This is a genomic window from Arthrobacter sp. ERGS1:01 (assembly GCF_001281315.1).
Taxonomy (GTDB): domain Bacteria; phylum Actinomycetota; class Actinomycetes; order Actinomycetales; family Micrococcaceae; genus Specibacter.
Map to the genome: position 1 here is coordinate 669,440 of NZ_CP012479.1, position 14,433 is coordinate 683,872.

Genomic DNA, 14,433 nt, shown 5'->3' on the forward strand with positions numbered 1-14,433 from the left:
GGGGCTGCCCGCCCGTGACCCCGAAGAACGCACTCTCAGCCCACGTCCATTTGAGTCCGCTGCTGGGCATTCCCCTGGCGGTCGCGGCCGGGCTCGCGATCCCGCTCCAGGGCCGGGTCAACGGTGCCCTGGGTGCCGTCCTCGACGACGGAATTGCCGCCGCGGTGGTGAGCTTCAGCGTGGGGCTGGTGATCATGATTGCCACGTCCCTGCTGCTCCCTCGCGGGCGTGCCGGGATGGCGGCCATGATCCCGGCCGTCCGGGCGCGGAAGTTTCCGCCCTGGTACCTGCTGGCCGGGGTCATCGGGGCATTCTTCGTCATGAGCCAGGGCCTCACCATTTCGCTGCTCGGCGTGGCACTGTTCACCGTGTCCACCGTGACCGGGCAGATGGCGAGCGGCCTCTTGGTGGACCGCCTGGGAATGGGGCCGGCGGGCAAGAAGCGGATCAACGGCATGCGGGTGCTCGGCGCCTTGCTGACCATTGCCGCCGTCGTCTGGGCCGTCTCGCCGCGGTTTGGCGGCGGTTCCGGCAGCGGGTACCTGCTCCTGCCTTTGCTGCTCCCGCTGGCGGCGGGATTCCTGCAGAGTTTCCAGCAGGCCATGAACGGCACCCAAACCCTGCACTACGGGACGCCCATCGCGGCCACCCTGGTCAACCTGGCGACGGGCACCGTGGTGCTGTGGGCTGCCTGGCTGGTCAAGGCCGCCGTCGCCGGGGCTGGCAATCCGCTGCCGGGGGAGTGGTGGTACTACCTGGGCGGGCCGTTGGGCTGCATCTACATCGGTGTCGGCGCCGTCCTGGTCCGCAGCCTCGGGATCCTGCTGACGGGGCTGGGCATGATCGCCGGCCAGCTGCTGGGATCCCTGGCCCTGGACATCGTCCTGCCGTCAGCCGGGTCGCACGTGGAGCCGGCCACCGTGCTCGGTACACTGTTGACCCTGGCCGCGATTGTGGTGGCCACGCTGCCCTGGCCCAGGGTTGTCCGCAACTCCATCGGAAGGTAATCCCATGACCCACGCCCTGGTTGGCAGCTACACCGAACCCGGCATGGGGGACGGACGGGGCGTGTCCCGGCTGGAACTTGGCTATGACGGCCTGCTCGGTACGGTGCAGGGCGTCAGCAAGGGCGTGCGAAACCCGTCCTTCCTGGCCTTGGACGCGGATACCTTGTATGCGGTGGAGGAACTGGCCGAGGGCCAGCTAGCGGAGCTGGACCCGCTGACACTCGAGGTCCGACGGCGTATGCCAACCCTGGGCAGCGACCCCTGCCACGTGGTGGTGCACGCCGGACACGTGCTGGCCGCCAACTACTCCTCGGGCACGGCAGCGGTTCTCGGAACAGCCGCCGGGGACGACGCCGGGGACGGTGCTGTCTATGTGCTGGAACACCAGGGCAGCGGCCCGGTGTCGGTCCGGCAGGGATCCTCGCACGCGCACCAGACAGTGCCGACACCGTGGGGCACCGTGCTGGTGAGCGATTTGGGAGCGGACCGGGTGGATGAATACGCGCTCGCGTCCTCGGGCCGGTATGAGCTGCTGCGAAGCGCGGAACTGCCTCCCGGCACGGGACCGCGGCATGTGGTGATTTCGGGGGACTTCCTGCTGGTGGCCGGCGAACTGGACGCCCAACTCCACGTGCTGCGTCTGGTGGACGACCTGTGGATCTGGCAGCGGCGCGTGCCCATGGTTGGTCCCGACGCCCCGCCAAGCGATCCGGCACCGGGCGTCTATCCCTCGCACATCGAGTTGGGTCCGGACGGAGGCAAGCTGTATGCCGCGATCCGGGGCAGCAACACGCTGGCAGTCTTCGACGTGAGCGTCCCGGAGATGCCCCGGCTCGCCGTCCAGGTGCACAGCGGAGGAAACTGGCCGCGCCACTTCGCCCTGGGAAACAACAAGGTTTACGTGGCCAACCAGCTCTCGAACAACGTTGCCGTCTTTGAGCTGGACGCGCACGGGCACCCCGGCGTCGACCCCGTGCAGACACTGGAGATTGGCAGTCCCACCTGCGTCGTGTTGGTGGCCTGAACCAAGCAGCATTATGCGCCAAACCCGTACCGGGTTTGGCGCCAGTGGGGAGGGTGCGCGAAACCCGCGGCCGGTTGGGCGCACAACGTGCGGCGGGCGCCGTCGTCCCGGCCTTATGCGCCCACCCCAATCCGGGTCCGGCGCAGGGCGGGGCAATTCCCGCCGTCGGCCGCCGCCCGGTAGGCTAGGACGCGGACGGACCGCACCCAGCGGCCTCGTAATTAATAGGAGTTATAAGTGGCGCCCCAATCCAAGCTTGACCAGGTCATCTCCCTCGCGAAACGTCGCGGCTTCGTGTTCCAGGCCGGTGAAATCTACGGCGGTTCACGATCGGCCTGGGACTACGGCCCCCTCGGCGTGGAGTTGAAGGAAAACATCAAGCGCGAATGGTGGCAGTCCTTCGTCCGCGGCCGCGAGGACATGGTGGGCCTTGACTCCTCCATCATCCTGCCCAAGGCCGTCTGGGCCGCCTCCGGCCACGTCGCCACGTTCACCGACCCGCTGGTCGAGTGCACGCAGTGCCACAAGCGCCACCGCCAGGACCACCTCATCGAGGCGTTCGTGGCCAAGAAGAACCGCGAGCCGGAAAACGGCATGGACGACATCGTCTGCCCCGACTGTGGCACCAAGGGCCAGTGGACCGAGCCGCAGATGTTCTCCGGCCTGATGAAGACGTTCCTTGGCCCCGTGGACAGCGAGTCCGGCATGGCCTACATGCGCCCCGAAACCGCGCAGGGCATCTTCGTGAACTTCAACAACGTGCTCACCACCTCGCGCAAGAAGCCCCCGTTCGGCATCGGCCAGATCGGCAAGGCGTTCCGCAACGAGATCACCCCCGGAAACTTCATCTTCCGCACGCGCGAATTCGAGCAGATGGAGATTGAGTTCTTCACCGCCCCCGAGGACGCCGAGCAGTGGTTCAAGGAATGGGTCGACATCTGCTGGGCCTGGTTCCTTGACCTGGGTATCAACCCGGAGAACATCCGCCAGTTCGACGTCCCCGAGGACGAGCGCGCCCACTACTCCGCCGGCACCATCGACTTCGAGTACAAGTTCGGCTTCCAGGGCAGCGAGTGGGGCGAGCTCATGGGCGTTGCCAACCGCACCGACTACGACCTCTCCTCGCACACCAAGGGCTCCGGCACCGACCTGAGCTACTTCAACCAGGCCACGGGCGAACGGTTCACCCCGTACGTCATCGAGCCCTCCTTCGGGTTGACCCGCTCCATGATGGCGTTCCTGGTGGACGCGTTCACCGAGGACGAGGCCCCCAACGCCAAGGGCGGCGTCGACAAGCGCACCGTGCTCAAGCTTGACCCGCGCCTGGCCCCCGTCAAGGCCGCCGTGCTGCCGCTCTCCCGCAACGAGGACCTCTCCCCGAAGGCCAAGGAGCTGGCAAACACGCTGCGCAAGCACTGGAACATCGAGTTCGACGACGCCGGCGCCATCGGCCGCCGCTACCGCCGCCAGGACGAGATCGGCACCCCGTTCTGCATCACGGTGGACTTCGACACGCTCGAGGACAACGCCGTGACCATCCGCGAACGCGACACCATGAGCCAGGAGCGCGTGCCCCTGGACCAGGTACAGGCGTACCTGGCCACCCGTCTGCTGGGTGCCTAAGGGCCGTGGCAGAACTTAGCTACCGGCCGTGGCGGGACGGCGACGACCTGACCCTGCGCGAAATCTGGGGTGACGCCGACTCCGCCGCGGCCGGACAGTTCCGTGCCGCGCTGGCGCCGGAATCCGAAGCCAACCCTTGGCGGCGCACCATCGTTGCCGAGGACCAGGGCATTCCCGTTGCGGCCGGCGTCGTCTACTCCACCACGCTGCACCCGCAGCGGCTCTGGGCTTACGTGGAAGTGGCCAAGGACCACCGCCGCGCGGGCGTGGGGGCCACCCTGCTGACCATGCTCCGCCGCGAGGCCGACGGCGCGCTGGCCGCCGGCCGGGTGGGCACGACGGCGCTGCGCACCAAGGTTGCCCCGGGCACCTCGGGCGCCGCATTTGCCGAGGCCATGGGCCTGGCAGTCCTGCAACGCAACCGGGTCATTGAAGTGGGCCCGGGCGCGTTGAAGCTGCCCGTCTTCGGCGAGGGCACGGAGGCCGAGGCCACCGCACGCGTGCAGGACCTGGCCACCGGCTCCGTGGAACTGACCGACGTCGTGGGCCGCTACTACGAGGCGTCAACCAGTGGGATCCCACGGGTCCGCTGACGCCGGGCCTGGTACAGCGGATGTTCCTGGACGACCTTACCGGAGCCCACGGCGCCCTGGTGCTCCGGGCTGAGCCGGCCAGCGCCTTTGGTGCCTCGGTGCAGCCGAGCAAGAAGGGCCGCATCGAGGCCTTCGCGGTCAGCTACTCGCAGGGGCACATTTCGCCCGATGCCCCTGCCGAGGCCTCACCGGCGTCGGAGGTGTTCCTCGGCGTGGAGCCGAAGCTCGCCCACGACGACGCCGTCCAAGCCGTGTACGACCTCCTGGCATTGATCACCCACCAGTACCCGGTGCTGCTGGAACTCGACGATTCCATGGAGGCCCTGGCCGCCGTCGTGAACCCGATGATCGAAGTGGGTGCCGCCAAGCTGCGCGGCACCGAAACGCTGGTCGTCGGCGAGTAGTTCCGGCGCCGGTGGTCGAGCTTGTCGAGACTCCTCGGCAAGCTCACCACCGGCGGTCCGGCATTTTTCCGGCTGGGCCACGAGCGCGAGGGACCCGCTGCGAGCAGTGGGAGCGCTTGGGTACTATCCGGCCGACGGCCGCGGGCGGCCTTACGGTCTTCTTTACGTCGCCCACCAAAAACGCCGGCCCCGCCGACTCGCCTGCCGTTGCCGGACAGCGGCCAAACCTCCACCAAAGGACAGTTGCTGCCCATGGGCCACTCCCATTCGCACACGGATGACTCCTCCCTGAGCCGGGCCCAGCTGCGGCGCCGCACGGCGGTGCGGCGGCGTGCCGTGGTGCTGCTGAGCTGGATCCTGGTGCCGCTGGCCGTGCTGACGGTGACTGCCATGGTGCTGCTGTGGCCCGGTGGCGGAACCGGGGCGCCCGCCGACGGCAATCCGTATGCGGCCGCCCCCGGAGCATCCTTCGTCACCGGGACAGTGCAACGCACGGCCACCCAGGCCTGCCCCGGCACGGCCCAGCAGGCGCAGGACTGCTTCATCGCCTACACGGCCGTCAAGGGCGGTGCGGACGTACCGGTGGTGGTGACTCCCGACATCGTCCAGGCGCGCGGGGTCAAGGCCGGTGACAACATCCGCTACCTCAAATTGCCCGTCATTTCCCCCGGTGCGGAGCCCACCGGCCCGCAATACCTTTTCATGGACTTTGTCAGGACCCTGCCGCTGGGCCTGCTGGCGTTCCTTTACGCCGTCGTGGTGATTGCGGTCGCCAGATGGCGGGGGTTGCGGGCCATGGTGGGGCTCGGCGGTGCGTTCGCGGTGCTGGCCTGGTTCGTGCTGCCCGCGCTCGTGGAGGGGAAACCGCCGCTGCTGGTGGCCCTCGTGGGGTCGGCGGCCATCATGTTCGGTGTCCTGTACTTTGCCCACGGCTTTTCCGCCCGGACCTCCACGGCCCTGCTGGGCACGCTCTTCGGCTTGGGCGCGACGGCGGCGTTGGCGGGTTGGGCCGTGGACGCGGCCGCACTGACGGGAACCGCGGGGGACAGCGCCTACCAGCTGATGAATCTGACCCACGGAATGTCGCTGTCCGGCATGATCCTGTGCGGGCTGATCATCTCCGGCCTTGGCGTGCTCAACGACGTCACCATCACCCAGTCCTCGGCCGTCTGGGAACTGTACGAGCTCGCCCCGGAGACCAGCGCCCGGGGGCTCTTCACCTCCGCCATGCGGATTGGCCGCGACCACATCGCCTCCACCGTCTACACCATCGCGTTTGCCTATGCCGGCAGCGCCCTTCCGGTGCTCCTCCTGGTCTCCCTCTACGAACGCCCGTTGCTGGATGCGCTCACCAGCTCCGAACTTGCCGAGGAAGTGGTGCGCATCCTCGTCGGCTCGATCGGCCTGGTGCTGGCCATTCCCGTCACGACGGCGGTGGCCGTCGCCGTGGTGAAGGCCACAGGAAACCGCCCCGAAGCTGGGGATCTCCACCGGGTTTCCGGTGAACCGGCCGAAAAAGCGCTTAAACCGGAAAATGGCGTGGGACGATCAAATCCTGGTGCGGCGACGTCCGCGCCGTGAGGAGACATGCATGGAAGCCAAGAAAAACCCTGACGTAACCGCCGCACGCAACAAGGCGGCCGCCGTCGTTGCCGCACACCGGGCCAAGGAACGGCGGCGCCGCATCCTGCTGATATCCGGTGCGGGGGTCGTGGCAGTGGGGGTCGTGGCCGGCGTCGTCATTGGCGTGAATGCATCGCACACCACACCCGCCAACGCCGCCGGCGACGCCAGTGCCGCGGCGTCCCACAGTTCCACGCAGGCTCCGCCATGGGCCGCGCCCGTTGACGCCTCGGTCCGCGCCAAGGCTGCCGGGCTGACCATGCTGACCGCCGAGGGCTCGGCCGAACACATCCACACCCACCTGAGCATCACGGCCGACGGCAAGGCGATCACGGTGCCCGGCGACATCGGCATCGACCTCAGCGCCCAGCTGATCTCACCCCTGCACACGCACGACGCCACCGGAATTGTCCACGTCGAGTCACCCGTCGTGAAGAAGTTCACCCTTGGCGAGGTGTTCACCGAATGGGACGTGGCGCTTGCCGCGGACCGGGTGGGCTCCTACTCCACCGGCGGCGGGTACACCCTGACGACGTTCGTCAACGGCAAGAAGACCTCCGGCGATCCGGCGGCGATCCAGTTGGCCGACCACGAGGACGTCGACATCGTCATCACCAAGGGCACCGAAACCGCCACGGCGCCGGCCGCGTTCACCTGGCCGGCCGGGTACTGATCCCCGGCGGCTCCCTCAGGTGTGAGCCCACGCGGCTGCCGAACGCGAAACAGACCCCGGCCCGCGAAACAGGCGCCGGCCACCACCTGTTTCGCGGCCCGGGGTCTGTCTTGCGGGGGAGGGTCTGCGTCAGCGGAAGGGCTGCATGCTGAAACGGCCGGCCACCACGTCCCCCGGCCACTTGCGGCGGAATATGGGCCGCAGGATCGCGTGCCGGAGGTTCAGGGCCGACGCCGGCTGCGGCCGTCCCAGCGCCATGTTCAGCCACGCCTGGCCCGTGGCTACACGGCTGGCCAGCATGCGGCTTTGTCCAAAGCGTTCCAGCCGGGCACCCGTTGGCTCGCCGCGCAGCGCCGCCACGATGATCGGGGCCAGGGCGGCGGCGTCCAGCCAACCCAGGTTCATGCCCTGCCCGCCGATGGGACTGATCTCGTGGGCGGCGTCTCCGAGCAGCGCGGCCCGGCCGGCCACCATGCGCAGCGCCATCCGGGAGCGGACCCCAAAGGCGCTGAGCATCCTGTTTTCCTCCGCCGGAACCGATACGCCCGTGCGGTCCAGGATGAGCCCGGCAAGTTCCGCCGCGGACGCGCCGCTGAGCAGCGAATCCGTGTGGACCACCCAGCGCCGCAGCGAACCGGGCAGCGGGAACGACTCCACGATGCCGCCCGGCTCCAGGTACAGCACCGCCGTGGACCCGTCGGAGCCGGTGTCGGGAAAGTCGCCCATCAGGTACGTGTCCGGATAGTCCCGGCCCCGGGTGGGGATGCCGAGCAGCCGGCGCACCGTGGAGCGGGCGCCGTCGGCCCCAATGAGCAGCCGTGCCTGAAAAGCGCCCGCGGAGCCGGTCACGGTAATGTGGGTGCCGGCGTCGTGCAGGCCGGTCACGGCGGCGCCCCGGAGCAGGGCAGCCGGATCCAGCGCGCGGACCCGTTCCTCCAGCAACTCCTCCGTGCGGGCCTGCGGGATGGTGAGCACAAAGGGGTAGGGGAGCACGTGGGCAAAGGACAGCTCCGCCACCGGAACACCTCCGCTGCGGGCCAGGCCCCGGCCGATCTGCACGCCCTCGGCCATCAGCGCGCCGGCCACTCCCACCAGCTCCAGCGCCGCCAACGCCGGGGGATGGATGCCGATGGCGCGCGAGTGGTCGCTGCGCTCGCTCCGCTGCTCCAGGATCCGCACGTCCACGCCCTCGCCGAGCAGCAGCGCGCCCAGGAACAGGCCCACCGGCCCGGCCCCCACAATCACCACCTCATGCATGCTCCGGCACCACCAGCACCAGCATGTTGCGGTAGGGCCGCTCCGTTTCCACCCGCCACGGGGACGGGGCCGCGGCGGCCAGCTCGGCCGGCGTGTAGCTGCGCCGGATCGAGGTCAACCCGTCGCGGCGGATGAACGACCCCGGGAAGAACGGCAGGGTTCCCACGGAAAACGCGGCGAAGGCCAGCCTGCTGCGGGCAATGTCGCTGTGGATCGCTGTGCGCCGGGCCAGCCGCCCGGAATCGGCCAGCAAGCCTTGAAGTTGGGCCGCATCCAGGTGGTGCAGGATGTGGTTGGAAATGACGACGTCGAACGCGGCGCCTTCCGCCGCGAGCTCGCCACTGTGGGCCCTCCGGAAGGTCACCCCCGGCACGGCGGGCCCGGCCTCGGCAAAGGCCAACGCGCGTTCGTCGGGGTCGATCCCCGTCACCGAGAGCAGCAACCCGTCCCGGGCAGCCCACCGCGCCAGGTTGCGCGCCACATCGCCGCCGCCGCAGCCGACGTCGAGCAGGCTCGTGGGGGAGGAAGCGGACAGCAGCGGCCGGATCCGGTGCCGGTAGGTGGCGCGCCAGCCGGAGACCACGGCGTTGATGAGCGGAAACTGGGCGTAGGTGCGGGTCAGCCGGACAGGGTCACAGTCGGGCGCGTCCATTTCCTCCCGGACTTCCGTATCCCGGACGGCCAGGAAGCTGCTGAAGCGCCCGCGCTCACCCCCGGATTGCGCCAGCCAACTCACCGCCCAAGGCCCGCGAATCCGCAGAAACATCTGTATCCGCCGGTGCCGTGGAGACCGGCGAAACCTTGGTGAACAAGCCCGTTTCCACCGTCAGCCCCGGACCAAAGGCCATGGCGCAAATGCTCTCACGCGGGTCCGTGGCGGGCTGGTCCAGGATGTGCTTGAGCACGAACAAGACGGTGGCGCTGCTCATGTTGCCGTAGTTGCGCAGGGTTTCCCGGGCCGGGACCAGCTGTTCCTCCGTGAGCTCCAGCTTTGCCTCGACCTTGTCCAGGATGCTGCGTCCGCCGGGGTGGATGGCCCAGTGGCGAATATCCCGGTACGGGAAGGCGCCCAGCTCCGGCTCGTGGGCAAGCAGTGGCGCCAATGCTCCCACGATGTGTTCGTCGATGATGTGCGGCACGTAGCTGTCCAGGACCATCTCGAAGCCCTCGTCGCCGATGTTCCAGGCCATGGAGTCCTCGCCCACGGGTGTCAGCACCGTCTCGAAATGGTCCAGCACCACAACGGGCGCCGTCGTCGGCAGTTCCCTGGCCGTGACCACCGCGGCGGCGGCGCCGTCGGCAAAAAGGGACGATCCCATGATGGTGTCGGGGTTGTTGGAGGTGCGCACGTGCAGCGAACACAGCTCCGCGCTGACCACCAGCACCACGGCGTTCGGATCGGCGTCGCAGAACGCCTTGGCGGCCCGCAGCGCCGGGAACGCCGCATAACAGCCCATGAAGCCCAGGTGGTAGCGCTGGACGGAGGCGTCAAGCCCCAGCGCGCGGACCACCTTGTAGTCGGGGCCCGGGTTGAAAAAGCCCGTGCAGGAGACGGTGATGACGTGCGTGACGTCGGCCGGTCCCAGCCCTTCGCAGGCGGCGAGCGCCTTGCCGGCCGCCTCGATGAACAACTTGGTGGACTCCGCCGTGAACAGGTCGTTGCGGACCTTGGTGCTGGGGGAGAGCAGCAGCCCGGTTTCGCCGTCGTAAAACACGGGGTCCGGGCCATGGAAGTCCACGCTCATTTCGGCAACGGCCGTATGGCGGGTGTCGATGGCGGCCGAATCAAAGCAGGTGCGCACCAGCCGTTGGCCCAGCCGGGTCAGCCCGGGTTGCGCGGCAAAGACGTCGCGTGCCTGTGACTGGATGAGGATGGTGGGCGGGACTGCGGTTTCAAGGGACCTCAAGGTGACCGTCATAGTCCATTCCTAACGGACACCTTGGCCGAACACAATGGATTCGATGACAAATGTCATCGGGAGCCGGTGACGGACGTGTGGGGTCAAAAGCCCGCCGTGGCGCAAAGATTGAAGTACCGGACCCCACCGGGCCCGGACAATTCGCAAGGAGCAAGCAAGCCGTGAACCAGCAAAGCGTGATCAACATCCTGATTGCCGTGGTCGTCCTCGTCTGGATCCTGTCCCGCCAGCTGCGGGCCAAACCGTTGAGGGAGCAGCGCCCGTACACCCTGATGATCGTGCTGGGCGTGCTGGGCCTGGTCCAGATCGCCCAGCTTGCGGGCAAGGTCCAGATCACGGGGGCAGCCTACGCCGCCCTGGTCATAGGCCTGGTCTCGGGCGCCGTCTTCGGCTGGTTGCGCGGCCGTTTCGTCCACCTGTGGAGGGTCGACGGCGTGCTCACGCGCCAGGGCAACTGGCTCACCGTCGTGCTGTGGGTGGTGGGCATCGCCATCCACCTGGGCCTTGACGATGCCGGAGTGCTGCTGTCCCCGAACAACGGCGCCGTCAACTCGCTGGGCACCGTCGGCATCATGCTTTACCTGGCCGTCGCCCTTGCCGCACAACGCTTTGCCACCCTGGCCCGGGCCAAGGACCTGGAAGGCTCCGCCCCCGTCCGGCAGCGGTTCTGAACCGCCATCCGTCTGAGCTTCAGCGCACATCCCGCACGAACCAACACAAAGGATCGTCATGACCAACCCCGCCACGCAGACAAGCACGGCCCACAACAGCCCGGCCACCGCCGGCGCGCTCGCCGTCGACGCCCGCGAGCTCTTCAAGTCCTTCGGCACCGTGGACGCCGTCAACGGCGTCTCACTGGCCATCAAGCCGGGCGAGATTGTCGCCTTCCTCGGCCCGAACGGCGCCGGCAAGACCACCACGATCGACATGCTGCTGGGCCTCTCCGTTCCCAGTAGCGGAGAGGTGAAGATCTACGGCAACACCCCGCGCGGCGCAATCGCCCGCGGCCAGGTCTCCGCCGTCATGCAGACCGGCGGGTTGCTCAAGGACCTGACGGTGCGCGAAACCCTGCAGCTGACGGCCACCTTGTTCGCCGAGACCCGCCCCGTGGAGGAGGTCCTGGAGCGGGCAGGCATCTCCGAGATCGCCTCCCGCATGGTGGAGAAGTGTTCCGGCGGCCAGCAGCAGCGCCTGCGTTTTGCCATGGCCCTGCTGTCCGATCCGGGCCTGCTGATCCTTGACGAGCCCACCACCGGCATGGACGTCGAAGGCCGTCGGGACTTTTGGGCCGCCATTCGCCAGGACGCCGCCCGCGGGCGGACGGTGGTTTTCGCCACCCACTACCTGGAGGAGGCCGACGCCTACGCCGACAGGATCATCCTGCTGCGCCGCGGCGAGATCGTGGCCGACGGCAGCGCCGCGGAGATCAAGAACCTGGCCGCCGGGCGCACCGTCACGGCCCGCCTGGCCGATCCCGACCACGCGGGGATCGCCGCGCTCGACGGCGTCGACTCCGTCAGCGTCCAGGGCGGAAAAGTCAGCATCCACACCAAGAACTCCGACGTCGTGGCGCGCTACCTGCTGACCCGCACCGACGCCGTCGACCTTGAAATCACCTCACACAACCTTGAAGACGCCTTCGTGGCCCTGACCGGCGACGACGCCAAGGCACCCGGCTTTGCGGAAGGAAACTGACATGAGCACGCTCTCAACCCCGTCGAACACCCACCCCGAACGCGTCTCACTGGATCGCCGCGTCCCGGCCGCCGGCGGACTGAACGCCACGTTCATCAAGATTGAAATCCGCCGGCTCATGCGCAACCGCCGCACCGTGATCTTCACGCTGCTCATGCCGGCGTTGTTCTTCCTGCTCTTCGGCCTGCCCAACAAGGACCAACACCTGCCCAACGGGCAAAGCTACGGCTCCTACATCCTGATCAGCCTGGCCGTCTACGGTGCCATGACGGCGGCGACGTCGGCCGGCGGCATGGTCGCCGTCGAGCGGGCCCTGGGCTGGAGCCGGCAGCTGCGGCTGACCCCGCTGCAACCGGCCGCGTACATTGCCGTCAAGGCGTTGTCGGCGCTGTCCCTGGCGCTGCTGTCCGTCGCCACCGAATTCGTGGTGGGCTTCGCGTTCGGGGTCCGGATGGACTGGCAGATCTGGCTGATCGCCGGCCTGGTCGCCTGGCTTGGCTCGCTGACCTTCGCCGCCCTTGGCCTGTTCATGGGTTACCTGGTGCCCTCGCAAAACGTGATGCAGCTGCTCGGCCCGATCCTGGCCGTGCTGGCCATGCTGGGCGGATTGTTCGTGCCGATCTCCGTCATGGGCACCACGTTCGCCGAGATCGCCAAGTTCGTTCCCACCTACGGGCTGGGCCAGCTGGCCCGCAGCCCGCTGACGGGGGATTTCGACTGGAGCTGGGTGGTCAACGTCGTGATCTGGCTGGCCGTCTTCACGGTGGGCGCCACCCTCGCGTTCCGCCGCGACACCAAGCGAGTCTAGATGCCGGCCGCGATTGTCGGGGCGAATAGAGTGGTCAGCATGGCACCACCCACCAACGCCCCGGCCGTCGGCTGGTTTCCGCCCCTGGGGCACGTTCCCACCTTTCGTGAACTGCTGGCCGGGCGCGGCACCCGCCGCTGGTTCACGGGTGCCGGCTTCGCGTGCCTGATCCTGCTGGCCACCAATGGCCACGACTTTGCCGCCCAGGGGGAGCCAACCTGGCTCAGGGCGCTGATGTGGGTGCACCTGCTGGCCTTTGTTGCCGCATTCATGCTGGGTCCGCCGCTGAGCTGGTACCGCAGCCAGACGTTCAAAGTAATGCTGGCCTTGGGGTTCTTTGCCCTCAGCACAGGGTTCTTCGCCTACCGGGACAGCGTCCTGGGCGTCACCTGGCTCTGGACCTTCGTTGCCGTTTTTGTTGCCAGCCAGGGCATGCCCCGACTGGTGACGGGCATTGCCGTCGCCGGATTGGCGGGCACGGGCATGGTCATCAACCTCTCCCAGGGGGTGGACAGCACCAACGCCTTCTCCCAGGCCGCCACCATCGCATCACTGGGACTCATGATGATGGCGTTTTCCCGGCAGCTCGCCACCATCCGTGAACTGCGCCAGACCCAGCACGAGCTGGCGGAGCTGGCCGTCCGGGAAGAGCGCAGCCGCGTGGCCCGGGACATGCACGACATCCTGGGTCACTCCCTGACCGTCATCGCCGTGAAGGCCGAGCTGGCCGGACGGCTGCTGGAGGTCGCGCCGGAGAAGGCGGCGGCGGAGATCGCCGACCTCGAGGACCTGGCCCGCGGCGCGCTCGACGACGTCCGCGCCACGGTGGGCGGCTACCGCGGCGTCAACATCCTGACCGAGCTGGCCAGTGCCCGCACGGCCCTTGCCGCGGCCGGCATCGACGCCGAACTGCCCGGAGCGGCCGACGCCGTCCCCGCAAAATCCCGAGAGCTGTTTGGCTGGGCCCTGCGCGAGGGCGTCACCAACGTCATCCGGCACGGCGACGCGGGCCGTTGCCGGGTCAGCCTGGGCGCCCGCTTCCTGCAGATCGACGACGACGGCGTGGGCCCGGGCGGCGCCGCCACCTCGGGCAACGGTCTGAAGGGATTGGCCGAGCGCGCCGCAACCGCGGGGGCCACCCTGGAGTTGGGCCGTTCGGAGCTGGGCGGCTTCCGGCTTAGGCTACAGCTATGATCCGCCTCGTAATTGCCGACGACCAGGCCCTTGTCCGTGGCGCACTCGCCGCCCTCCTGGGACTGGAATCCGACATCGAGGTGGTGGCCGAGGTAGGCCGGGGGGACGAGGTGGGCCTCGCCGTCGTGCTGCACAACGCGGACGTGGCGCTGCTGGATGTGGAAATGCCCGGCATGGACGGGATCGCCGCCGCCGCCGAACTGCGGACCACCGCCCCGAACTGCCGGGTTCTGATGGTTACCACCTTTGGCCGGCCGGGCTACCTGCGCCGGGCCATGCAGGCCGGTGCCAGCGGGTTCGTGGTCAAGGACACCCCGGCCAGGGCCCTCGCCGACGCCGTGCGCAAGGTCGCCGCCGGGCTGCGCGTGGTGGACCCCACCCTTGCCGCCGAAACCCTCACGAGCGGGGAAAGCCCGCTGACGGATCGGGAAACGGAGGTGCTGCGCGCGGCCGGTGGTGGCGGCACCGTGGCGGACATCGGGGCCGCCACGTTCCTCTCGGACGGCACGGTGCGCAACTACCTCTCCCGCGCCATGGGCAAGACGGGTGCCAAGACAAGGGCCGAGGCCGTGCGGATCGCCGAAGAGAACGGCTGGCTGCTCTAACCCCCGGT

At 68.6% G+C, this 14,433-nt stretch carries 13 protein-coding genes and 1 pseudogene; 11 read left to right on the forward strand and 3 right to left on the reverse strand.

What is annotated here, in order from left to right; translation table 11 throughout:
• Positions 1-14 precede the first annotated feature (14 nt).
• The 6 genes and pseudogenes from AL755_RS06850 to AL755_RS06875 all read left to right on the forward strand — a co-directional run bounded on the left by AL755_RS06850 (position 15) and on the right by AL755_RS06875 (position 6,947).
• Positions 15-1,007: a DMT family transporter gene (locus AL755_RS06850; RefSeq protein WP_237762618.1), complete on the forward strand. Its 993-nt coding sequence runs from the start codon at positions 15-17 to the stop codon at positions 1,005-1,007.
• 4 nt (positions 1,008-1,011) lie between these two features.
• A complete protein-coding gene (locus AL755_RS06855) occupies positions 1,012-2,031 on the forward strand; it encodes a lactonase family protein (protein ID WP_054010367.1) in 1,020 nt (339 codons plus the stop codon).
• 237 nt (positions 2,032-2,268) lie between these two features.
• Positions 2,269-3,654 (forward strand): glycine--tRNA ligase, encoded by a 1,386-nt coding sequence (locus AL755_RS06860; RefSeq protein WP_054010368.1) that lies wholly within the window; start codon positions 2,269-2,271, stop codon positions 3,652-3,654.
• 5 nt (positions 3,655-3,659) lie between these two features.
• Positions 3,660-4,651 (forward strand): annotated as a pseudogene (locus tag AL755_RS06865) (GNAT family N-acetyltransferase).
• A gap of 252 nt (positions 4,652-4,903) precedes the next feature.
• Complete coding sequence (locus AL755_RS06870; RefSeq protein ID WP_082368985.1) at positions 4,904-6,232, forward strand: YibE/F family protein; 1,329 nt, start codon at positions 4,904-4,906, stop codon at positions 6,230-6,232.
• Positions 6,233-6,242: 10 nt separating this feature from the next.
• Positions 6,243-6,947, forward strand: a complete 705-nt coding sequence (locus tag AL755_RS06875; protein ID WP_054010369.1) for a hypothetical protein — start codon at positions 6,243-6,245, stop codon at positions 6,945-6,947.
• Positions 6,948-7,076: 129 nt separating this feature from the next.
• On the opposite strand, the gene AL755_RS06880 is transcribed toward AL755_RS06875, so the two are convergent.
• Genes AL755_RS06880 through AL755_RS06890 form a run of 3 tightly spaced genes read right to left on the reverse strand, consistent with a single transcriptional unit; the run spans position 7,077 to position 10,123 of the window.
• Positions 7,077-8,204: an FAD-dependent oxidoreductase gene (locus AL755_RS06880; RefSeq protein ID WP_054010370.1), complete on the reverse strand. Its 1,128-nt coding sequence runs from the start codon at positions 8,202-8,204 to the stop codon at positions 7,077-7,079.
• The gene (locus tag AL755_RS06885; protein WP_272946698.1) at positions 8,197-8,940 is read right to left on the reverse strand and encodes a class I SAM-dependent methyltransferase; all 744 of its coding nucleotides are present in this window, start codon (positions 8,938-8,940) and stop codon (positions 8,197-8,199) included. Before AL755_RS06885 ends, AL755_RS06880 begins: the two co-directional genes overlap by 8 nt.
• Positions 8,912-10,123: a type III polyketide synthase gene (locus AL755_RS06890; RefSeq protein WP_054010371.1), complete on the reverse strand. Its 1,212-nt coding sequence runs from the start codon at positions 10,121-10,123 to the stop codon at positions 8,912-8,914. The genes AL755_RS06885 and AL755_RS06890 overlap by 29 nt, the downstream gene beginning before the upstream one ends.
• Before the next feature lie 161 nt (positions 10,124-10,284).
• Between AL755_RS06890 and AL755_RS06895 the strand changes: the two genes are divergently transcribed.
• Genes AL755_RS06895 through AL755_RS06915 form a run of 5 tightly spaced genes read left to right on the forward strand, consistent with a single transcriptional unit; the run spans position 10,285 to position 14,425 of the window.
• Complete coding sequence (locus AL755_RS06895; RefSeq protein WP_054010372.1) at positions 10,285-10,794, forward strand: hypothetical protein; 510 nt, start codon at positions 10,285-10,287, stop codon at positions 10,792-10,794.
• 58 nt (positions 10,795-10,852) lie between these two features.
• Positions 10,853-11,818 (forward strand): ABC transporter ATP-binding protein, encoded by a 966-nt coding sequence (locus tag AL755_RS06900; protein ID WP_054010373.1) that lies wholly within the window; start codon positions 10,853-10,855, stop codon positions 11,816-11,818.
• A gap of 1 nt (position 11,819) precedes the next feature.
• Complete coding sequence (locus AL755_RS06905) at positions 11,820-12,626, forward strand: ABC transporter permease (protein WP_054010374.1); 807 nt, start codon at positions 11,820-11,822, stop codon at positions 12,624-12,626.
• A 39-nt stretch (positions 12,627-12,665) separates the two neighbouring features.
• Entirely contained in the window at positions 12,666-13,820 is a 1,155-nt protein-coding gene (locus tag AL755_RS06910) for a sensor histidine kinase (RefSeq protein ID WP_054010375.1), read from the forward strand.
• Positions 13,817-14,425 carry a response regulator transcription factor gene (locus AL755_RS06915; protein ID WP_054010376.1) on the forward strand — a complete coding sequence of 203 codons (609 nt, stop codon included), beginning with the start codon at positions 13,817-13,819 and terminating at the stop codon, positions 14,423-14,425. The genes AL755_RS06910 and AL755_RS06915 overlap by 4 nt, the downstream gene beginning before the upstream one ends.
• The last annotated feature ends 8 nt before the right edge of the window (positions 14,426-14,433 follow it).

What these genes read in the sequence shown, in the direction of transcription:
- AL755_RS06870 (WP_082368985.1), top strand. Translation starts at nt 4,904, where the DNA reads ATGGGCCACTCCCATTCGCACACGGATGACTCCTCCCTGAGCCGGGCC.
- AL755_RS06880 (WP_054010370.1), bottom strand. Translation starts at nt 8,204, where the DNA reads ATGCATGAGGTGGTGATTGTGGGGGCCGGGCCGGTGGGCCTGTTCCTG.
- AL755_RS06900 (WP_054010373.1), top strand. Translation starts at nt 10,853, where the DNA reads ATGACCAACCCCGCCACGCAGACAAGCACGGCCCACAACAGCCCGGCC.
- AL755_RS06890 (WP_054010371.1), bottom strand. Translation starts at nt 10,123, where the DNA reads ATGACGGTCACCTTGAGGTCCCTTGAAACCGCAGTCCCGCCCACCATC.
- AL755_RS06905 (WP_054010374.1), top strand. Translation starts at nt 11,820, where the DNA reads ATGAGCACGCTCTCAACCCCGTCGAACACCCACCCCGAACGCGTCTCA.
- AL755_RS06875 (WP_054010369.1), top strand. Translation starts at nt 6,243, where the DNA reads ATGGAAGCCAAGAAAAACCCTGACGTAACCGCCGCACGCAACAAGGCG.
- AL755_RS06915 (WP_054010376.1), top strand. Translation starts at nt 13,817, where the DNA reads ATGATCCGCCTCGTAATTGCCGACGACCAGGCCCTTGTCCGTGGCGCA.
- AL755_RS06910 (WP_054010375.1), top strand. Translation starts at nt 12,666, where the DNA reads ATGGCACCACCCACCAACGCCCCGGCCGTCGGCTGGTTTCCGCCCCTG.
- AL755_RS06855 (WP_054010367.1), top strand. Translation starts at nt 1,012, where the DNA reads ATGACCCACGCCCTGGTTGGCAGCTACACCGAACCCGGCATGGGGGAC.